Genomic DNA, 19660 nt, shown 5'->3' on the forward strand with positions numbered 1-19660 from the left:
GTTACACCTCCATAACAAGCAGCTCAGGGTTTGCGAGCAGCTCTTTAATATAGTTCATAAAGTTTTGTGCTGTTGCACCATCGATGATGCGGTGGTCGAAGCTCAGGGACAGCGCCATCACTGGAGCAGCCACAACTTCGCCGTTCTTCACAACGGCTTTCTCCGAGATACGTCCTGTTCCGAGAATCGCAACTTCTGGGAAGTTGATGATCGGAGTGAAGAACATACCGCCAGCGGAACCGATGTTAGTGATGGAAATGGTGCTGCCTTTCATTTCGTTCGGACCGAGTTTTCCTTCGCGTCCACGAGCAGCCAGATCACGGATGCTGTCAGCGATCATCCAGATGCTCTTACGGTCAGCATCTTTGATAACCGGCACGATCAGGCCGTTGTCTGTGTCAGTAGCGATACCGATGTGGTAGTACTTTTTGTATACGATCTCGTTCGCTTCTTCGTCGATCATCGCGTTGAGCGCAGGGAATTGACGGCAAGCCGCAACGAGCGCTTTAACGATGAATGGCAGATAGGTCACTTTCGTGCCTTTCTTCTCTGCGATTGGCTTCATGCGTGTACGGAACGCCACCAGCTCGGTTACATCCACTTCATCCATAATCGTAACGTGCGGAGCGGTGTAAGCCGATTTAACCATCGCATTGGAGATCGCTTTGCGGATGCCCTTGAACGGAACGCGTTCTTCTTCAGCACGTGCATCAACTGCTGGAGCTGCTGCTGCAGTACCGGAAGTCGATTCTTGCGCAGGAGCTGCCGCTGCCGCTTGACCGCCGCCGTTCTTGAATGCTTCCACATCCTCGCGAGTCACTTTGCCGTTGTTGCCAGTGCCTTGCACTTGAGCGATGTCAACGCCTTGCTCGCGAGCAAACTTGCGAACGCTTGGCGTCGCCAACACTTCACGGTTAGGTGCAGCCGGTGCTGCTGCAGCGCCAGCTTCGCCCTGTTTCGCATCCGACGGAGCGTTTTGAGCAGGAGAAGAAGTAGTATCCGCACTGCCTTGAGCTGCGTCAGCTTCTTGAGCCGCTTGCTCGTCAGCATGACCGCCTTGATCCGGAATGTCACCTTCAGCATCGATAACAGCAACAACTTCACCGACACGGCACACTTGACCGTCCTTGGCAAAAACCTCCTGAACCGTACCGTTTACGGGACAAGGAACTTCCACGACTGCCTTGTCGTTCTGTACTTCCATGATGATGTCGTCGTCTGTTACTTTGTCGCCAGGCTTGATGTGCATTTTGATGATTTCACCTTCATGCAGCCCTTCACCCAGCTCTGGGAAACGATATTCAAATTTTGCCACTGTAAAACCTCCCTAGAAATTTGCTGCGATTAGAAATTCAAGACTTTGTTAACGGCCTCTACGATGCGTGCAGGAGTAGGCAGCCAGGCATCCTCAATTTGAGCGAATGGATATACAGTATCCGGCGGTGCAACGCGAAGCACTGGAGCTTCCAGATGCAGGATCGCCTTTTCGTTGATTTGTGCAATCACTTCGGCAGCGACGCCGGAAGATTTCTGCGCTTCCTGAACGACGATAGCGCGGTTTGTCTTCTTAACAGAAGCCACGATCGTGTCAATATCGATAGGAGAAACGGTACGCAGGTCGATAATCTCGGCTTTAATACCGTTCTTTTCAAGCTCTTCAGCTGCTTTGGCAGCGGTGTGTACCATCATGCCATAAGCGATAATGGTAACGTCGGAACCTTCGCGAACAACGTTCGCCTTGCCGATCTCCACCGTGTAGTCACCTTCTGGAACTTCCGCACGGAAGGCATGGTACAGGTTCAAGTGCTCCATGAAAAATACCGGATCGTTGTCACGGATTGCCGAGATCAACAAGCCTTTGGCATCGTATGGGTTGGAAGGCACTACAACCTTAATACCCGGAGATTGTGCAAGCAAACCTTCAAGCGCATCGGTGTGCAGCTCAGCCGCTTTAACTCCGCCGCCGTATGGAGTACGGAATACGATTGGCGAGTTGTAACGGCCGCCGGAACGGTAACGCATGCGAGCTGCCTGTACGACCATCTGGTCCAGCGCCTCAAAAATAAATCCGACGAATTGAATCTCGGCAATCGGACGGAAGCCCTGAATGCCAAGACCGACAGCCAAACCGCCGATTGCGGATTCAGCCAGCGGCGTATCGAATACGCGCTCTTCCCCGAATTCTTTTTGAAGGCCTTCGGTTACCCGGAAGACACCGCCGACATGACCAACGTCTTCACCGAAGACAACAACGTTAGGGTCGCGGCTCAATTCAACGCGAATCGCATCGCGAATCGCTTCTTTCATGTTCATTTGTGCCATTGCTTCATTTCCTCCTTAGACATTACAGTTCACATAAACTTTCGGAATGTGTGCTTTATATCGCTCGTCAGCCAGATCAACGCACTGGCATCAATATGCTACCAAAGGCTTCATACCGCGGCATGAAGCAGCAGCCGATTTTATTTAAAATCAGCTTTTTGCTCTTCAAGATCATGCGGTGTATGTTCGAACATGCTGTCAATCAGACCAGGGATGGTCATTTTCTCGGTTTGCTCAGCCTTTTTGATCTGTTCGTTCACTTTCGCTTTTGCTTCCTCTTTCACGCGAGCTGTATCCTCTTCGGTCCACAGGCCTTTCTTCTCCAGATACTTCGCAAGACGCGCGATTGGGTCCTTCTCGTTCCACTCGCCTTCTTCTTCCTTCGTACGATATTTCGTAGCGTCGTCAGACAGGGAATGCGGACGGAAACGGTAAGTTACAGCTTCGATCAGCGTGGCGCCTTCGCCATTGCGAGCGCGCTCAGCAGCATCGCGAACCGCTTTGATAACAGCAAACACGTCCATACCGTCAACCTTCACGCCAGTAATACCGGCTGCAACAGCTTTGTGAGCGATCGAAAGCGCTGCTGTCTGCTTGGAGAAAGGAGTTGTAATGGCATAGCCGTTGTTTTGTACAAAGAAAATAACCGGCAGTTTGTAAACTCCTGCAAAGTTCAGACCCTCGTAGAAGTCGCCTTCGGAGGAACCGCCATCACCGGTGTATGTGATAACAACTTGCTTTTGCTTCTTCAATTTGTAGCCCATTGCAATCCCCATCGCGTGCAAAATTTGCGCACCGATGATGATTTGAGGCATAAGCACGTTCACGCCCTCAGGAATTTGTCCGCCATGCTGATGGCCGCGGGAATACAGGAATGCCTGATAAAGCGGAAGGCCGTGCCATACGATTTGCGGCATGTCGCGGTAGCCCGGGCATACGAAATCGTCTTTCTCTAGTGCGAATTCACTTCCGATCATCGTAGCTTCTTGACCGGATACAGGCGCATAAAAACCGAGACGACCTTGACGGCCGAGGTTAACGGCACGATCGTCCCAAGTACGGGTAAATACCATACGGTACATAATCTCTTTCAATTGATCATCGGATAGTTCTGGCAGAAGATCTTTGTTTACGATTTCGCCGTCCGGGGAAAGTACGGATAGAGTTTCCACTTCCTCGGTGTATACTTCATAAGGAACCTTGGTCATTTTTTTCACCTCAATAAATATTTGAATATCAAGTTCCGCTGTTATAGAATTATTATACACCTGTTTTATTGCTTTCGTCAAAGAAATACGGCGTTAAATTTAATATTTCTTGACTTTTGTATGTATAACAGGGCGTTGTTAATACTATAACAGTTGTAAAACTACGGGTAACACAGCAGGGTGATCCTGCAACAGGCGCAGCTTGCGAACCAGGTACATTTTAGCTTATTGTATACAGCTTTTCAAAAACTAACCCAAAAGGTGATCACTCATGACGAATGAACGATTATTGAAACGAACCATTGTAAAGGAGGTCATCCACAGTCGCCATCTCCAGGAAGATCGGACCCTCCGCATCTACCTCCCGCCCGGCTACAACGAGGTGCTCAGCTATCCGGTCGTCTATTGCCAGGACGGCGAGGAATTTTTCAACTTTGGCCGCATTGCCACCTGGGCCAATCAATTGATTCTGGAAGAAGGCTATGAGCCCTTCATCATCGTGGGCGTGGAAGTGAACACCAAAGTCCGCACAGAGGAATACGCGCCGTTTGGCAGCCGCTTCGATGCGTATCTGTCATGCTTCGCCGAAGAGATTATTCCCTTTATAGAAGAAAAGTATCCGGTTCGCCGCGATGCATCTGAACGTGTGCTGGCCGGCGACTCGCTCGGCGGAAGCGTATCGGTCCATCTCGCACTGCAATATCCGGAGCTGTTTACGCGTGTGATCAGCCTCTCCGGCGCTTTTTACGAGAAATCCCAAAGCATGATCTCCATCCACAGCGACCTGTCCTGGCTCGATGTCTACATGATCGTTGGCTTGCAGGAGGACAGCTATGCAACGGACACGGGCGTGTATAACTTTGTCGAGTTAAACCGCACGACCAGGGATCTGTTTGAAGAGCGGGGTGCCACAGTATCCTACTCCGAGAAGGACGGCCGCCACATCTGGGGATTCTGGCAGAAGGAGCTGCCGGACGCCCTTCGTTACTTCCTGAAGGCCGAGTAACATACCTCGGCTTCGGCCAGCGGCCCTTTAGGGGCCGCATTTCTTTTCATAGCATGGATAAAAAAAGATGAACAAACGCGCATTAACGGGATAGAGAACCTGGACCGGCTTCAGCCGGGTGACCTCACTCTATAATCCCAAGAAAAGCCTGGTGCCCAAGTGTTCGCCCTTTCGGGTAGCCAGCCGCAACTTTTCTTTATGGAATGTGCATTGTTCATCTTTTTTTGACCCCCTGTCTCATACCTGACCGAGAAGCCTCCCATATGATCACAAGACTTGTCCGCTCCAATGGTTCGCCCCTATGGATAGAACTTGCCCCCTTCGGAAGAACCGCCAGCTACATAGGATAAGCGCTTACAATTTGCTGTGATGAAAAAAGCTTGTCCTCTGCTCCTGCATAGAGCAGCCCAGCTTTCTTCATACCCGATTCGGGGAACGAGTCCCTTTAAGCATACATCTTATATTCGAAACGATTATAGCTTTTCCGCAACGATTTTGTCCAGCAGGATGTCACATCCGGCATCAATCAGTCGATACACCTCATCAAAATTGCCGGTGAAATACGGATCGGGCACCTCGCGCAGCCGTTCCTCCGGAAGCAAATCCATGAATTTCATAATTTCCGCCTCCGCTCCGCCAGTCAGCTTGCGCAGGTTACTGATGTTGGAATCATCCATCCCGATAATATAGTCGAAATCGACCAAGTCCGACTCCTTCACTTTTCTGGCGACCATGCCTTCATAGCTGATTCCCCAGCGATCGAGCAGCTTTCGCGTACCCTCATGAGGCACATTGCCGATATGCCAATCGCCGGTCCCGGCCGAATCCACCTTCACCGCCCCCGACAGTCCCCGCTGTTCAATTTTGTGCCTCAACACCGCTTCAGCCATCGGCGACCGACATATATTCCCCAGACATACAAACAATACCGACACCAATTCCCTCTCTCCTTTCAGCATTACAGATTCAATTTACTGTTGGCGCTATCCGTCACGCTTCCCTGAGCCTGAAGGGACCGCCGCGGAAGCCTCCATTTATAATGAACCGACAGCATCCGAAACATAATGACCACGATAAAAAGCGTCAGCAGCTGCCATGTGGAGCTCGCGATTCCAAGTCCGATAACAGCGCCGCCGAGCATCGCCCATACCGCATAGATTTCATCCCGAAGCACCAGCGGTTTACGCCCAGCCAGCAGATCACGGACGATTCCCCCGCCGCTTCCCGTCAGGACAGCCGCCACAAGGACAGCGCTGAGCGGATGATTCATCTGGGCCGCATACAGCGCCCCCTGGATCGCAAACGCCGACAAGCCGATCGCGTCAAACAGCACCTCGGTTTTCTTCCAGTGCTGAATCCAGGCCAGCGGAAGGATAAAAGCAACCATAACAGAAACTAGCGCCAGCAGGATCAGATTCCCCTGACTCCATAAAGTTGTAACCGGAACGCCGATCAGCACATTGCGGATAATTCCTCCGCCAAAAGCGGTCACCATCCCGAGCACGATAACGCCCAGAATGTCATACTCTTCTTCCATGGCAACGAATGCCCCGGACATGGCAAACGCAATCGTGCCGATGATGCTGAAAAGGTCAAACACATGCAAGTCCAAAATTGATAGTTCCTTTCACTGCATAAAGATATACTTCTACCATTTTAGCCGCGCCTGCTGAAATTGTGCAAGCGTAGAATCTCTACTATACTATAGTACAATGGCAATTCCTACAACAAAGGAGGAATTCTAATCATGGACTGCACACGTGTTCTTATATTTACCGGTGGAGAATTGTCACCAACGTTTATTGATGAGATTAAACCCGATGATTACATCATCGGTGCCGACCGAGGCGCCCTGTTTCTTATTGAACACGGGGTGACGCCGCATCTGGCCGTCGGCGACTTTGATTCCATTACCCCCGAGCAGCTTGAGCTGGTCCGCAAGCAGAGCGGACAGGTGATCGAATGCGATCCGGTGGATAAAAACTCGTCCGATACGGAGATGGCCTTCGACCATGCGCTCGACCAATCTCCCGAATCGATTCTGATTCTGGGCGGGACAGGCTCAAGGCTCGATCATACCCTTGTCAACATTCATATGCTGATCCGAGGGCTTCAGCATCATGTGAAATGTTCCATATTGGACAGCTCCAATTATATTACCCTGACCGGCTCCAGCTGTATCGTGAAAGAGAGAGGCTATACTTATGTGTCGCTGCTGCCGCTCACACCCGAAGTGACCGGCATCGAACTGACCGGCTTTGAATACCCGCTGCACAACGCTACGCTGCGAATGGGACAGTCCCTTGGCGTCAGCAACCGGCTGCTCGGCGATGAAGGAACGGTTCAGATCGAAGGCGGATTGCTGCTCATTATTCAGAGTAAAGACAAGTAATCATTACTTTTTTGTCATCAAAAAATCCGCTCGTATCCACAGCTCTATTCATGACCAAAACCCTTGGCTCCCAAGGGTTTTTCTATTTTCATCAAATCTGAAAATGAACGAATTCTTAATATTTTGTAACTTTTAATGAGATTTTAATATTCCGCTTTCATTCCTTGCCGCCCAAGGGTTTGCGCGTTTTATCCAAATTATAGATGATTTCAAATCTGATATACTCGGTTCAGCGCAAAAGAAAACAACCAATATGGAGGTATTACATCATGACTCGACACAATTGGGCGAAGAAAGCTGTAGTCATCAGCCTGAGCGCAGCAATGGGATTCGGAGCCCTGCTGACCGTGGCTCCGGCAACCCCGGTAGAAGCCGCATCAACTAGCAAAGGAAGCCAAGTTGTTAACTTTGGCAAAAAATATATGGGAACGCCGTACAAATTCGGTGCGTCCACCAGCACAACCAAAGTGTTTGACTGCTCTTCATTCATGAAGCATATCTTTAAAAAATACGGTGTGGATCTACCCCGTACATCTGCGGCACAATCCAAAGTCGGCAAAGCCGTATCCAGAAGCAATCTTAGAACGGGCGACCTGGTGTTCTTCTCCAGCGGCAGCCGTTCAAACGGATCGAACGTCACACACGTGGCCGTATACATGGGCAATGGCAAAATTCTGCATACCTATGGCAAACCGGGCGTAACGATTTCCAACCTGAACTCGGGCACCTGGAACAAAACGTACGTGAAAGCACGCCGCGTACTGTAAGTCAAAGTCAGCAAAGACCGTCTTCCTGTTAGGAGGGCGGCCTTTTTCATGTTTCTTTCGATTATGTTCCGGCCTGCGCATCGGATGGCAGCGGTGTTTTCAACATATAACCCGCTCCGCGAACCGTGCTGAGCAGCTTCGTTTTATGACCTTTATCCAGCTTCTCCCGCAAATGCAAGATGTACACATCCACCACATTCGTTCCGGTATGAAAATCAAAATCCCACACATGCTTCAGTATTTCCTCCCGGGTGCAGACTTGATTCGCCCGCTTGGCCAAATAGAGCAGCAGCTTATATTCCCTCTGGGTCAGATGAATAAGCTCACCGCTCCGCACAACCTCGCGGCTTGACGGATCAATCCTTAAATCACCGATCTGGATCGTCCGCTCCTGTTCCTTCTGCCGCGCGTAAAAAAGCTTGAACACATTGGCAACCCGGGCCAGAAATTCGCGTTTATCCCCATGATCGGGAATATAATCATTGGCTCCCGCCTCCAAGGCATGGACCGCTTCGTCTGCGCCGTCATGACCGATGACGACGACCGGAAGCTGCTCCGCCCGGGCCTCCAGTCTGCGAACAAGGTCAAAATCGTTCATCCCCGGCAGGCCGCTGTCAATCAGCAGCAGCTCGGCCCCGCCGCTTTCGAGCAGCGTCAGCACCTCCGTCTGGTCGTAAGCCGTCACAACGCTGTATCCCGCTTCTGCCAATTCCTTGACATACCTGTCCGTTTTTTCACCTTGACCTGCAGCTACCATAATTCGTCTTTCCACAGGTCTTCGCCCCGCTTTCACCCTGATGTAGTACCGCTATAATACAGCTCTGGACTGTTTCATTGATCTAAGGTTGCACTTTTCTTGATTCCAACCCTTAGATTGCCGCAATACGAAAACATCCATTCCTCATAAATGAGAAATGGATGTGTTATACGGATGTGTACAGGCCCACCCTTTTGTCAGCTATCCTCCAATATACCGGTGGTAGATCGTGCGCGCCTCTGCGAGATCGGAAGTGCCGTGTATCAGCGCCCGGCCATCAGCAAAAACAACGATCCGCTTGTCTCCCAGTGAATACATGACCATGAACGGATTGGCGGCCGCCTTCCCTTCCCCCAGCGCGTTCAATCGTTCGGACAGCTGGCTCAGGTTCAGCGCTACCCGGCGTGCCGGGCGGATCTGCACCGTATCGCGTCCGCAGAGCACTTCGCTCTTCTCTGTATTGACCGCCATCAGGTATGGATGGCTCGGATTGTCACCACAAGTCGGGCAGTCCTCCTTCCTCGCTTGCTCCACCCCGAACACCAGGGTTTCATTCCGCCACAGATCGAATGATACCATCTTGCCTCGTAACGTTTCCGGATGACCAGACAACAGCTTCATCGCCTCCATCGTCTGGTGGGCGGCTACCATCTGTACCGCTTGCGGCAAAATGCCAGCCGTATCGCATGTGTCCCCCCCGAACGGGACAGCCCCCAGCAGACAGTTCAGACACGGGGTTGCTCCAGGGCGAAAGGTGAAACTCATGCCGGTGCTGCCGACACAGCCGCCGTAGATCCAGGGGATGCTCTGCTGATAGCAATAATCATTGATGATCAGCCGAGTGTCAAAATTATCGGTCGCATCCAGAATGACGTCCACACCACGAGCCAGCTCTGTCAGCTCTCCTGCCCGCACATCCAGCACCCTGGCTTCAACTGTAACCTCGGAGTTAATCATGCAAAGTCTGCGCTTCGCGGCAACCGCCTTCGGTAACCGCTCCCCGGCATCCTGTTCGGTGAACAGCTGCTGCCGCTGCAGATTGCTCCACTCCACATAATCCCGATCCGCCAGCGTCACCTTGCCTACCCCGGCCCGGACCAGCGTCTCTGCGATCGCGCTTCCGAGCGCTCCGGCGCCGACAATGAGCGCATGGCTCTGCTTTAACCGCTGCTGCCCCTCCTTGCCAAACGGAGCGAAGCGCTCTTGTCTGGAATAACGGTTCAAGCGCTCTTCATCGCTGGGACCATAGGCTCGCGAATATAGCATTTGCTGCTGTTCATCACCATTTGCAAAAGGTTTGCTTTCGTCACGGTTTTCGTCATGGCTTTCGATTTGCATTCGTTTCGTTCCCTTCTCCCAGGCTTCCTTATATCCTATTAGGATACCACAGTTGCAACAGCGGTCACACCGTGCTTGCGCATAGACATGAATTGCCCTCTCTGTCAGCACATCGCTAACGGAGAGGGCAATCTTCAGTTATTGCTTATGGGATGTAAGGTGCGTGTCCGGACGATTCCCCCCTGACCTTGCACCGGTTAACCCGTTACTCTGTTTTCACCTGTTTGCTCGTAGACCAGTCTTCCACATTCCAGGTTTTTGTCACCCAATCCTCATAAAAATCAGGTTCATGGGATACGAGCAAAATGGTGCCTTTGTATTCCTTAAGTGCCCGTTTCAGCTCTTCCTTGGCCACAACATCAAGGTGGTTGGTAGGCTCGTCAAACAGAATCCAGTTGCTTTCACGCATCAGCAGCTTGCACAGGCGCACCTTCGCCTGCTCACCACCGCTCAGCGCTTTAAGCGGACGGGTAATATGTTCGTTCTTCAAGCCGCAGCGGGCCAGATGAGCACGCACCTCATGCTGGTTCAGATGCGGGAACTCATTCCACACATCGTCAATCGGCGTAATATTTCCAGGTCTGACCTCCTGCTCGAAATAAGCAGGGAACAGGAAATCCCCTTGATACACCTTGCCGCTTATCGGCGGGATTTTGCCGAGAATCGTCTTCAGCAGCGTCGATTTACCCACACCGTTGCAGCCGACAATGGCAATCTTCTCGCCGCGCTCAATCGTCATGCTCATCTTCGGCAGAAGCGGCCGATCGTAACCAATCTCAAAGTCAATCCCTTCAAACACCGTCTTGCCGCTGGCACGGGATTCCTTGAAATTAAACACCGGCTTGGCTGCTTCTTCCGGACGATCGATCCGCTCCAGACGCTCAAGCTGCTTCTCGCGGCTTTTGGCCCGGCCGGAGGTGGAATAGCGCGCCTTGTTTCGCTGGATGAAATCCTCCTGCTTCTTGATGAACTCCTGCTGCTTCTCGTAAGCTTCGATATGCTGGTTCTTGTTGATATCGGCCATCTCCAGAAACTTCTCATAGTTGGCCGTATACCGGGTCAGCTTGGCAAACTCGAGGTGATAGATAATATCGACCACCTGATTCATAAACTCCGTATCATGGGAGATCAGAATGAACGCATACGGATAAGACTTCAAATATTGCGTCAGCCACTCGATATGCTCCACGTCCAAATAGTTCGTAGGCTCGTCAAGCAGCAGCACGTTCGGCTTCTCCAGCAGCAGCTTGGCCAGCAGCACCTTGGTCCGCTGTCCCCCGCTCAAGGTTGCAACATCCCGGTCAAGACCGATGACAGACAATCCGAGACCGTTGGCCATCTCTTCAACCTTCACGTCAATGAGATAGAAGTCACCGATCTCCAGCTGCTCCTGAATTTCACCCATCTGCTCCAGCAGCAGCTCCAGCTCTTCCGGAGAAGCATCGGCCATTTTCTCGGTAATCTCCATCATTTCCTTCTCCAGCTCCAGCAACGGCAGGAACGCATCTTTCAAGACGTCGCGCACCGTTTTACCAGGCGTCAGCTTGGTGTGCTGGTCCAGATAGCCGTAGCGGACCTTGGGCGTCCACTCCACCTTACCGCTGTCCTTCAGCTGCTGTCCGGTCAGAATATTCATCAATGTCGACTTGCCGACACCGTTTGCTCCGACCAGCCCGACATGCTCGCCAGCCAGAAGGCGGAAGGAAACATTCTTAAATAGAACGCGATCCCCGAAGTTATGGGATACGTTCTCTACTGTCAATAAACTCATGGCGTATGATAGCTCCTTATATAAAATAAACTCATGATGTATTCATGATGTTTCTGCTTGACACATACACATTCACACTCAAGAGTTTATTGTAGCATAGAAAGAACCGTCGCCGAAACTACCATTTTTCGAGTTATATCACCCCGGGATTCGAACAGCTTCTTTCCATGTAGCCTGCGGCAGCTGCCGCTTTCGGTCCCGGGAACACCTCCATCGCTTCGAACGTATATGGACAAAAGCTGCGATAGTAATATTTCAGCCCGCTGACCGGATCAACGCCGCCGACATAGACAGGCGACTTCACCAGCCTTCCGCCACCCAATGCATAGTTATTGTAGTGCTGTTCTCCTATCGGCAGCCCTTGGATGAAAGCCATCATCCCCACATCATCCACCGTATTCATCCACTCTTCCTGCGGTATGACAGGCAGCGCAAACCGGTACGAAACGCCGTTTCGCAGCGCCAGCTCATTATGGCGGCTAATATAGTACGCAAGGTCTTCCTGCACGGCATTTACAATCGCCCTTCTCCGCACCTGATCAAACCTATCCTTATCACCGAGCAGCGTAACAGATGTATCGTGTGCAAGCTCTGACCTGAAACCCGAAAGCCATCTTCCCGAGCCGGACTCGTACACCTCTACATATTCGTCCAGCGAAAAATGAACGCTGCTTCCCTCGCCATCCGTCCAGGCAAACGGGATTTTCGGTGTCCATTGATGCTGAAGCAGCGATTCCCCGCCGGGGCCCTCGTAATCCTGAAGCGCATAGACATAATACCCGTCATAATCGATAACCGCTACTGCCGGAATGTACCACCACAATGCTTCCTGGGCCACGGGATCCTCCCCGATGCCCATATTGTGATACAGCGTTCGAGAGAATGCCTCCAGCGCCTGTTCTTTATCAACTCTCGTGTATTTAAGCGAAGCATAGGCAGCCTCATACTGCTGCGCCTCGTTCACATTCAGCACCGCCGCCCCATCCTGGACAGCGGTTCTGAGTGCCGAGGTATACGTCATCTCCACGTACCGAACCTGCTCCAGACTGTCTGATCGCATGCCAAGAATGAGAAACACAGGGAAAAAAATCGCTGTAAACGCAATGGCCAGATCAGTAATCTTCATTGAGCACCAGCCCCCCATATGGAAAAACGATCGCTGCCTTGTCACCGGAATAGGAGCCTGTCAGAGCGTCCATAAAAATTTTGCCCGGCGTGCGATTGATGCTGCGGACCTGGATTTGAAACATATCGCCCGCCGTCAGATGGTACACCCTGCTGCTGTCATCCAGCGGCGCGGTGGATTCGGGAAACAGATAACGGATCAGGTCAGCATGATAGTAATGATCATACACCACCATATAGCTGTTCCGGAACGAGCCCGGATTGGCTGGATCATCATACACCGGATGATACTTCTTGTGCTGATGCTCCATCTCGATGTCATATACATTCCCCGTGGCTTCAAGCTCCCTTAGAAAGTCATTGTACATCGTCGGCGTAATATACCCCTTCGTGCGGACGCTGTCCACAAATTTGGTTGTCGACTGATACACCACCATTCGGGACAAATCATCCTGTCGCCTGGCCAGCTCTGCCGAGGGCACCACATACATCAGAAGCAGCGCCAAAAAAGCGGCGAACAGTTTCGATACGCTATTGGACATGCCTTTACCTCACTTTTTCGAAACGAATACTCTCGATAAGACCATCTGCTCCCAGCCTGTAGGCCGCACTGTACTCGGCAGCCATATCGATGATCGAGACGTCCGCAGTTTCCGGGTTGCTTCCGGCTGGAAACCGGACGCTCCCAACCTCGATATCGAAGTGCCCTTTCTCCACATCCCGAAGCGTGAACAATACTTCGCTTCCTCCGTAGATCATCGCTCTGCCGCGCTCCGCTCCGGGCACGGTGATGACTCCCGAATGCTGATCCTCGGTCAAGGCCAGACCTTTCTCTACACCCGAGCGGATACCCGACTGAATTTCGAGTGAGAACCAGCAGGCCGACAGGAACAGCATCGCCGAAACCGCGAACCCGATCATGCTTATCGTTTGTTCACGCATGGACATACTCCTTTACGATCAACGGTTCTACTGAACAAAGATGATGCCGCGGATCACGTTCGAATCATCCTTCACAATCGTCGCCTTGAATTTCCCGCTCGGATTGACATATTCCGGACTCTTCTCGTTCATCGTCATCGTAATATCACCCTGTCTGGAATCCGGATTGTTGACGCCGCCGCGGTCATTCAGCACGTTGCCATACCATTGTCCGTTCGGGTTTTTGCCTGTGCGGATGTAGATGCCAAACTGGTCCTTGTCTTTGTACTTCCTAAGCGCATTGGTTACCTGGGAACCGCTGATGGTTGTTCCGTCATACACCGTGAATGCAGCCTGGGAAAGCTCGGTTTGAATGTCCGAGAAATTGTTTTGTGCCGTCTTGGTCGCTTCCTGTGCCGAAATAAACAAAATAACAACAATCGTAATCAATGCAATCGTCAGAAAAATACCTGCTGCCACCTTTAATGCGGAAGATGCGTTATTCATGGATAAATGCCTCCTATACAATTCATTTGGTTATATGGGGAAATGATCTTATTTATAATCGCTGAATCTGCTCGTAATAAATGCTCATTTGCGTAAAACTCATGCCGATGAGCGGGATCACGAGGTACAGAAAAATCAATGCATACATCGGGGCGAACCCGATCATCCGACCCCACCCGGCCTTCGTGTCGATCAACGCTTCATATTCCTGCCTTCGCTGCTCAAAGCTGAACGCCATCTCGCCATCCAGATCCTCATCGAACACTTCCCGGATCGGCACTTTGTCCACCGCCAGCAGCAGCTTGTCCACCAGCCTCTGGAAGTCCGGGAACCAGACATCCTCCTTAAGCTCCGTCAAGGCCAGCTGCGCACCGTGTTCATAATGCAGCAGGCACTTCTGGATCGGCACCTTGAAGATGACGGCGAAACGGTTCAACCATTCGAGAATCCCCTCCACCGATATACGTTCCATGCCCCTTAGGATAGAGATCACCGTCATGAACTGATACACTTCATGCCGCATCTCCATGTTCCGTACCTTTCGGTGAAAATACAGCATCCACAACGGGAATGCATAGGCGATGAGACCGGCAGCGATCGCCAGCACGAGCTCCCACCATCTCAGATACTCCCCGTCAAACTGCCGCAGCTTCTCAAGGACGCGGTCGGCAGCAGCCTTAATCTGCTCTTGGGTCATCCCCTGAGCACCGTTCTCTTCAATCAGCTTCTCCGCTTGTCCTTGATCCACAGCAGGCGACATCCCCAGCTGCTCCATCCACTGCCGATCCTGTTCCGCCCGCCGCTTGGCAGCTTGAAGCTGGACTTCATTCATCTGACCGAAGAGGGACTGCTGCTCAGGTACCGGCGCGTAGAGCAGCTGATGTCTGGCCTGGACATGGAGGAACACCGCGGTCGATAGCGAAAGGGCAAATGCCAGCGTAAACAGCGTCAATCGCCGGACGACAAACCATTCCAGTTTCAAACGCGTATTGCTCTCCCTCAGCAAGCGGAGCAGTCTGGCAAATGCCGGCGTACCCTGCCGGGGAGCCATAATCAGCGCCAAATTGCGCACCATCGGAATCCGGCACAACCGCTCCTCCCATGACGGTTTGTCGAGGCCCGCCCGATAATCGGTCTCCCGATGCTGCTGCAATTTTTGAAGCAGGACGTAAGCCACGACAATGATGACATAGATGGATATTTTCGTAATGAAGCCGAGCTTGCTCGTATAAAACTGATCCATCGCCGGGAAATTCCCTCTCGCCCACCGTTCAATCGGCTTGGCAAAAAAGACCGGGGCAAGCGCAATGACATTCAAGCCCTTGAGCAAATAATCCAGCTTGTCCCTGCGCAATATCTCCAGCTGAATTTCTCTGGTGAGGCCGCTCAAACCAAGAAGATAAATGGAGCTTTTCTTTCGCGCGTAATCCCCGAATTCCATCACCAGCCTTGATATGCCGGCAAATGCCTTCAAATAGCGGTTCGGCGCCGATTCGTAATACTTCTCCAGTTCCTCCTCCGGGTCCTTGGAGACAAGCGCATGATAGATGCGGTGGGTATGAAGCGCAATTTCCGGACCGGCGGATTCCGCCCCCTCATAGATCGCCTCGTCCACCATCCCGTGCTGCTGATAGTGATGTCTAACCTGAGAGAACAGTTCCACCGACTGGATCAGCAGTTTTCGTTCCAGCCGATTGACATACATCTCAATCAGCAGATCATGAATGACGATGCAGGCCAGCATAATCAGCACTATGAACCCGATGGTTGGATTGCTCCAGATCAACAGAAGCGCGGTGATCCCCATAGTTCCGGTAATGACCGCTGCCAGCTTCATCGTCTCCAGACGAAGCGATATTTCATCGTACGGGTGTACAACGGATATCCGCTGTCTAAGGCGCATAACATACCCTTTGACAAGCGGGACATGCAGGCAGAAACGATAGGCCAGCTGCAGCCATTGCCTGTATAAATTCCGGACTGACCTCCCTTCTCCCCGGCTAATGTCCTGAAGCGGAACATACACGCCCCGGCTTCGCCGGGTCAGCCACAGATGGACTGCATAGATCAGCGCGCAGGCAAGCAGGGAGAACAGCAGCACACCAAAGAGAATCTGTCGGGTTGTCATCCGGCTGTCCCCCACCCTGATGCCAGAAACGCCTGGAATTCCAGCGCGTCCTCCGGCTGCATCTGCTCGCTCATCTCCGCAATGCTCCGCTCCGACAACCGGTGCACCGTCACATAGGCGCCATCCCGGTATTCCACTACATTGCGCGAGATGAAGGAATGTCTCTCTGCCGCGTCACGATCAGGCCATGGACCTGATCCATTCTCATCCGCTGCGTCTGGCAAACTCGCTTCCCCGGTGATCCGATGATCATCACAAGGAATACACTCGGTTATCCGTTCAATGAATCGATTGCCATAGGCGTCGCGCTTCAAATGAATATCAAAATTAATGACACTGACCACCTGCTGCTCGGCAATAAACTCCTGGCGAAACATGCCGCTCTTGAGCAAGGAATTGCGAAGGGATTGAATCAAGTCCTTGAATGTTTTGGCATGGTGAGTGAATACCGTGAACAAGCTGGCCACCTGCGACATCTGAATCATCCAGGATGCCACTTCGTCGCTGGCAACCTCGCCCAGAATGTTCACCGTGCCGTCCGTTTTCTTCTGCAAATCAAGGCCGGCCTGACCGCTAATAAACTCCGTCTCGCGAAAGCTGAGAATGTTTCTGCGGCTGTATATTTTCCGCAAATGCAGCTCAAACGCCATCTCCTGCACCCTGAGCGTATAGGATGCGTAAATGTACTCCACCATCGCCATCAGAAGCGTTGTCTTGCCCGAGCCTTGCGCGCCGGTAATAGCGGTAATCCGGCTGCCTCTCATCAAATATTTGAGCAGTTTAATGACAAGGTCTGCCCCGCTTCCGGTGATCAGCTGATTCAAGCTTGCATTCGGGAGGTCGAATTTGCGGACAAAGAATGCCCATGACTCCGCAAACGGCGGCCTGACCACCACGACCCGCGAACCGTCCTTCATCTCATTCACCTTGTAGCCGCTCGCCTCCGACAACTGTCCGGGATGATTGTATTTATAGATGTTCTGGCACACCCGCTTCAGCTCCAGCAGGCTACCGAACGAGAGGAATTCCAGATGAAGCGATATCCCTTTGTAAAAAATCCAGACACTTTCACATCCCGAAGCGGGCCGGCTGTCGGACGACGACTCCGGCAGAAGCCAATCAGGCCCGGGGGCGGGGCGACCCGCATCATCAAGCACGCCGCTGACGCCGCCGCTAACTCCGTCAATCCGCTGATCCCGGATCTCGTCAACGACGGAGAAGCCTTTATACTGCTGATATATTCGCTGCACGACAATATCGAGCTTCTCCTGAAACGCAAGCGGTCTCCACTCCGAATCAAACATGTGCTCAATATCCTCGGCCGTAACCGCATAGACAGCCCCCTGACCGTAACGCGGCAGCACCCGCGGCTGTGCAAGATCATAGGTATCTATCATGGCTGACAATGCGTCCTGCCCGTATTTCTGCTTGTACGAATACAGCAAAATTTCAAATTTATCCTGAGCTGTTAACGCTTGCGGCTGCTCAAACGGGATGGCCGACTCGATATTGCCTTCATTCAAGCCCAGATCGTTTACGAGAAGCCCCTTCATAAAATCCTTCACATAATTCTTGTCCAGCACATCCCCAGATACACAGCCCTTCAAGGCGCGTCTCAGTTCGCTTCGTTTGTTCAGCCTTCGCCGGTACTCCTCTTCATGCAGGCCCAAATCGGAAAGCTGGCTGTGGGTCAGCTGATGTAGCGTCTCCTTCATATACTCCGTCATCGAAGACAAGGAATAGGGATCAGCTGCAGGCGGCTGGTCATACTTGGGCCTTCTCGAATCGATATAGCGAAGATAGCCAAGGAGAAAGGCCAGCAGTACGATAATAAGGATCCAAGCGCTGTTCATGAAGCTACCCGTAAACATACGCGCCCCTCGCTTTCACACTACCACCGCTCGGAAGACCGAGCCGCTCGGCCGCCAAATCGGCCATCTGGCGCAATGCCCGGTAGGCGGCGTTCTCCCGGCTGCGGTTCAGCCCGCCGCGGCTGCGCTGGACATAGGCCATGACGGAGCGCATATTCCAGGCATCCGCCAGAGATGAGCAGTAAGGAATGCCGTACATTTCGGACTTTAGCCGGAAACGTCGCTTGATGTTTTTCAACGTGCAGCTGATCTCCGGATCGTATCTGCCCAGCGCGTAAACACAGTTTTTGTCCATCAGCATGTCCGGCATGCTGCTTCGCTCCCACACATCCTCCAAAGAACGGAGATTCTGATTCAAGGCGACGACGACCAGATCTGCAGTCCGGATCAGCTCCATGTCCGCTCCTTGCGGACGCCCGTTGCCTGCATCGGCAACGATGACGTCATAGCTTCGCTTCGCTGTATCGAGCACCTGACCCGCGAACTTCCCATATGCCACATCATCCAAGGCATGTCTGGCATCCCGGCTGCCTGTCAACAGGTCGAGCCTTTCCGAAAGGACCGGTATCGTGTAATCCCTGATCGTCTCCGGCAGCAATCTTCCGCTCCCGGCCATTCTCGCCAGTGCATCCATGCCATGATCCTGGAATGCCGCCATCGTATCGAGTGATTCATGCCTGAAAGTGAAAGCCTGCTCGATGCGCTCCCCGGCGTTTCCGCCATGGGTCAGCAGCGTTCTTACCCTGTATTCCATTGCCAGCACAACCGGAAGTGCAGATGCCAGCACGGTGGCGCCGCTGCCGCTTGGCAGCGGACTCCAAACTGCAATCAGCCTCATGCGTGTCTCCTTTCCGCCAATCGGAGCGCTCGACGGATGTGACGGCTCTCCAGCTCTGTCAGCCGGCGAATAAGCTCCATCAAGGAGCGTTTATAGTGTCTGGACAGCGGCTTTAACCGAAGGCGGCCAGCATGTTCATTCTCCACCTTGAGCGCATAGGCCAGCTCATCCCACGGCATCCGGATCGGCTCGTCCAGCCAGTGAACTCCGCTGTGATCCAGATAGCTTTCGATATAGGAATCATCCGTCAGATCCTCAATGACATTCATATAAATGCGATGAAATGAAGGCGGGGAATCTCCGAAAGCTTCCTCTGCGATACGCTTCAGCCATTCCGCGCCTTGAATGAGCCCCATAAGCTCGAAACCGCTCACCCATATCCGCGCGTCCGCACCATGCCAGTGTTCCGGCCTTAGATATTCGGGCTGCTCCACATCGAGAATCATATAGTCGTAGCTGGCGCCTTCCTGCTTCTCAATGTATTCCAGCAGCGAATCGTAATTCGCAAAGCGGGTCGCGATATCGAAGCCGCCAAACTCCGCCAGATCAAGCGAAGCATCCACTCTTGAGATATAATGCGTGTATTTAGCATGATGGGCGGCATCTGCAAGCAGCACTTTGCTGCCCCCGTTCGCCAATATTTTGCACAGGTACATCAGCAGATCGCTCTTGTCGCACATGCCTGCAAAGATCCAGGTTCTCAAGCTAT

At 52.3% G+C, this 19660-nt stretch carries 19 protein-coding genes; 3 read left to right on the plus strand and 16 right to left on the minus strand.

All coding sequences use genetic code 11. The annotated features are described in order from the left end of the window. Position 1 precedes the first annotated feature (1 nt). The 3 genes from CHH75_RS14075 to pdhA form a co-directional block, all read right to left on the minus strand. Positions 2–1315, minus strand: a complete 1314-nt coding sequence (locus tag CHH75_RS14075; protein WP_095398494.1) for a dihydrolipoamide acetyltransferase family protein — start codon at positions 1313–1315, stop codon at positions 2–4. A 29-nt stretch (positions 1316–1344) separates the two neighbouring features. Continuing rightward, positions 1345–2322 carry an alpha-ketoacid dehydrogenase subunit beta gene (locus tag CHH75_RS14080; protein WP_095263687.1) on the minus strand — a complete coding sequence of 326 codons (978 nt, stop codon included), beginning with the start codon at positions 2320–2322 and terminating at the stop codon, positions 1345–1347. Positions 2323–2462: 140 nt separating this feature from the next. Then, positions 2463–3530: a pyruvate dehydrogenase (acetyl-transferring) E1 component subunit alpha gene (pdhA, locus tag CHH75_RS14085; RefSeq protein ID WP_095263686.1), complete on the minus strand. Its 1068-nt coding sequence runs from the start codon at positions 3528–3530 to the stop codon at positions 2463–2465. Positions 3531–3801: 271 nt separating this feature from the next. Between pdhA and CHH75_RS14090 the strand changes: the two genes are divergently transcribed. Then, positions 3802–4536: an alpha/beta hydrolase gene (locus tag CHH75_RS14090; RefSeq protein ID WP_095398495.1), complete on the plus strand. Its 735-nt coding sequence runs from the start codon at positions 3802–3804 to the stop codon at positions 4534–4536. 473 nt (positions 4537–5009) lie between these two features. Here CHH75_RS14090 and CHH75_RS14095 read toward each other — a convergent pair whose 3' ends face one another. Together CHH75_RS14095 and CHH75_RS14100 are read right to left on the minus strand one after the other, a co-directional pair. Then, positions 5010–5474, minus strand: a complete 465-nt coding sequence (locus CHH75_RS14095; protein ID WP_095263684.1) for a low molecular weight protein-tyrosine-phosphatase — start codon at positions 5472–5474, stop codon at positions 5010–5012. Positions 5475–5494: 20 nt separating this feature from the next. Next, complete coding sequence (locus CHH75_RS14100; protein WP_095263766.1) at positions 5495–6142, minus strand: trimeric intracellular cation channel family protein; 648 nt, start codon at positions 6140–6142, stop codon at positions 5495–5497. A gap of 141 nt (positions 6143–6283) precedes the next feature. Here CHH75_RS14100 and CHH75_RS14105 point away from each other — a divergent pair, with 141 nt between their 5' ends. Both CHH75_RS14105 and CHH75_RS14110 read left to right on the plus strand, forming a co-directional pair. Next, on the plus strand, positions 6284–6928 hold the full coding sequence (locus CHH75_RS14105) for a thiamine diphosphokinase (protein WP_095263683.1): 645 nt from the start codon (positions 6284–6286) through the stop codon (positions 6926–6928). Positions 6929–7197: 269 nt separating this feature from the next. Next, positions 7198–7695 carry a C40 family peptidase gene (locus CHH75_RS14110; RefSeq protein ID WP_095263682.1) on the plus strand — a complete coding sequence of 166 codons (498 nt, stop codon included), beginning with the start codon at positions 7198–7200 and terminating at the stop codon, positions 7693–7695. A gap of 61 nt (positions 7696–7756) precedes the next feature. Here CHH75_RS14110 and CHH75_RS14115 read toward each other — a convergent pair whose 3' ends face one another. The 11 genes from CHH75_RS14115 to CHH75_RS14165 all read right to left on the minus strand — a co-directional run bounded on the left by CHH75_RS14115 (position 7757) and on the right by CHH75_RS14165 (position 19655). Then, positions 7757–8467 carry a response regulator transcription factor gene (locus CHH75_RS14115; protein WP_244908075.1) on the minus strand — a complete coding sequence of 237 codons (711 nt, stop codon included), beginning with the start codon at positions 8465–8467 and terminating at the stop codon, positions 7757–7759. 186 nt (positions 8468–8653) lie between these two features. Beyond that, entirely contained in the window at positions 8654–9718 is a 1065-nt protein-coding gene (locus CHH75_RS14120) for a ThiF family adenylyltransferase (protein WP_095263765.1), read from the minus strand. Between the two features lie 277 nt (positions 9719–9995). Beyond that, positions 9996–11561, minus strand: a complete 1566-nt coding sequence (locus CHH75_RS14125; protein WP_095263680.1) for an ABC-F family ATP-binding cassette domain-containing protein — start codon at positions 11559–11561, stop codon at positions 9996–9998. Between the two features lie 133 nt (positions 11562–11694). Beyond that, positions 11695–12687: a hypothetical protein gene (locus tag CHH75_RS14130; protein ID WP_095263679.1), complete on the minus strand. Its 993-nt coding sequence runs from the start codon at positions 12685–12687 to the stop codon at positions 11695–11697. Further along, entirely contained in the window at positions 12674–13228 is a 555-nt protein-coding gene (locus CHH75_RS14135) for a hypothetical protein (RefSeq protein WP_095263678.1), read from the minus strand. Before CHH75_RS14135 ends, CHH75_RS14130 begins: the two co-directional genes overlap by 14 nt. Before the next feature lie 4 nt (positions 13229–13232). Then, positions 13233–13628: a hypothetical protein gene (locus CHH75_RS14140; protein ID WP_095263677.1), complete on the minus strand. Its 396-nt coding sequence runs from the start codon at positions 13626–13628 to the stop codon at positions 13233–13235. 27 nt (positions 13629–13655) lie between these two features. After that, positions 13656–14114 (minus strand): ABC transporter permease, encoded by a 459-nt coding sequence (locus tag CHH75_RS14145; protein ID WP_095263676.1) that lies wholly within the window; start codon positions 14112–14114, stop codon positions 13656–13658. A gap of 52 nt (positions 14115–14166) precedes the next feature. Next, positions 14167–16242 carry a hypothetical protein gene (locus tag CHH75_RS14150; RefSeq protein WP_095398496.1) on the minus strand — a complete coding sequence of 692 codons (2076 nt, stop codon included), beginning with the start codon at positions 16240–16242 and terminating at the stop codon, positions 14167–14169. Continuing rightward, a complete protein-coding gene (locus CHH75_RS14155) occupies positions 16239–18113 on the minus strand; it encodes an ATPase, T2SS/T4P/T4SS family (protein WP_095398497.1) in 1875 nt (624 codons plus the stop codon). The genes CHH75_RS14150 and CHH75_RS14155 overlap by 4 nt, the downstream gene beginning before the upstream one ends. Continuing rightward, positions 18100–18951: a CpaE/TadZ family protein gene (locus tag CHH75_RS14160; RefSeq protein WP_095398498.1), complete on the minus strand. Its 852-nt coding sequence runs from the start codon at positions 18949–18951 to the stop codon at positions 18100–18102. Before CHH75_RS14160 ends, CHH75_RS14155 begins: the two co-directional genes overlap by 14 nt. After that, positions 18948–19655 carry a hypothetical protein gene (locus tag CHH75_RS14165; RefSeq protein ID WP_095398499.1) on the minus strand — a complete coding sequence of 236 codons (708 nt, stop codon included), beginning with the start codon at positions 19653–19655 and terminating at the stop codon, positions 18948–18950. Before CHH75_RS14165 ends, CHH75_RS14160 begins: the two co-directional genes overlap by 4 nt. Between the last annotated feature and the right edge of the window lie 5 nt (positions 19656–19660).

This window comes from Paenibacillus sp. 7541 (genome assembly GCF_002276395.1).
Classification (GTDB): domain Bacteria; phylum Bacillota; class Bacilli; order Paenibacillales; family Paenibacillaceae; genus Paenibacillus_AQ; species Paenibacillus_AQ campinasensis.

What these genes read in the sequence shown, in the direction of transcription:
- CHH75_RS14080 (WP_095263687.1), bottom strand. Translation starts at nt 2,322, where the DNA reads ATGGCACAAATGAACATGAAAGAAGCGATTCGCGATGCGATTCGCGTT.
- pdhA (WP_095263686.1), bottom strand. Translation starts at nt 3,530, where the DNA reads ATGACCAAGGTTCCTTATGAAGTATACACCGAGGAAGTGGAAACTCTA.
- CHH75_RS14090 (WP_095398495.1), top strand. Translation starts at nt 3,802, where the DNA reads ATGACGAATGAACGATTATTGAAACGAACCATTGTAAAGGAGGTCATC.
- CHH75_RS14105 (WP_095263683.1), top strand. Translation starts at nt 6,284, where the DNA reads ATGGACTGCACACGTGTTCTTATATTTACCGGTGGAGAATTGTCACCA.
- CHH75_RS14110 (WP_095263682.1), top strand. Translation starts at nt 7,198, where the DNA reads ATGACTCGACACAATTGGGCGAAGAAAGCTGTAGTCATCAGCCTGAGC.
- CHH75_RS14120 (WP_095263765.1), bottom strand. Translation starts at nt 9,718, where the DNA reads ATGCTATATTCGCGAGCCTATGGTCCCAGCGATGAAGAGCGCTTGAAC.
- CHH75_RS14125 (WP_095263680.1), bottom strand. Translation starts at nt 11,561, where the DNA reads ATGAGTTTATTGACAGTAGAGAACGTATCCCATAACTTCGGGGATCGC.
- CHH75_RS14130 (WP_095263679.1), bottom strand. Translation starts at nt 12,687, where the DNA reads ATGAAGATTACTGATCTGGCCATTGCGTTTACAGCGATTTTTTTCCCT.
- CHH75_RS14135 (WP_095263678.1), bottom strand. Translation starts at nt 13,228, where the DNA reads ATGTCCAATAGCGTATCGAAACTGTTCGCCGCTTTTTTGGCGCTGCTT.
- CHH75_RS14140 (WP_095263677.1), bottom strand. Translation starts at nt 13,628, where the DNA reads ATGCGTGAACAAACGATAAGCATGATCGGGTTCGCGGTTTCGGCGATG.
- CHH75_RS14145 (WP_095263676.1), bottom strand. Translation starts at nt 14,114, where the DNA reads ATGAATAACGCATCTTCCGCATTAAAGGTGGCAGCAGGTATTTTTCTG.
- CHH75_RS14150 (WP_095398496.1), bottom strand. Translation starts at nt 16,242, where the DNA reads ATGACAACCCGACAGATTCTCTTTGGTGTGCTGCTGTTCTCCCTGCTT.
- CHH75_RS14155 (WP_095398497.1), bottom strand. Translation starts at nt 18,113, where the DNA reads ATGTTTACGGGTAGCTTCATGAACAGCGCTTGGATCCTTATTATCGTA.
- CHH75_RS14160 (WP_095398498.1), bottom strand. Translation starts at nt 18,951, where the DNA reads ATGAGGCTGATTGCAGTTTGGAGTCCGCTGCCAAGCGGCAGCGGCGCC.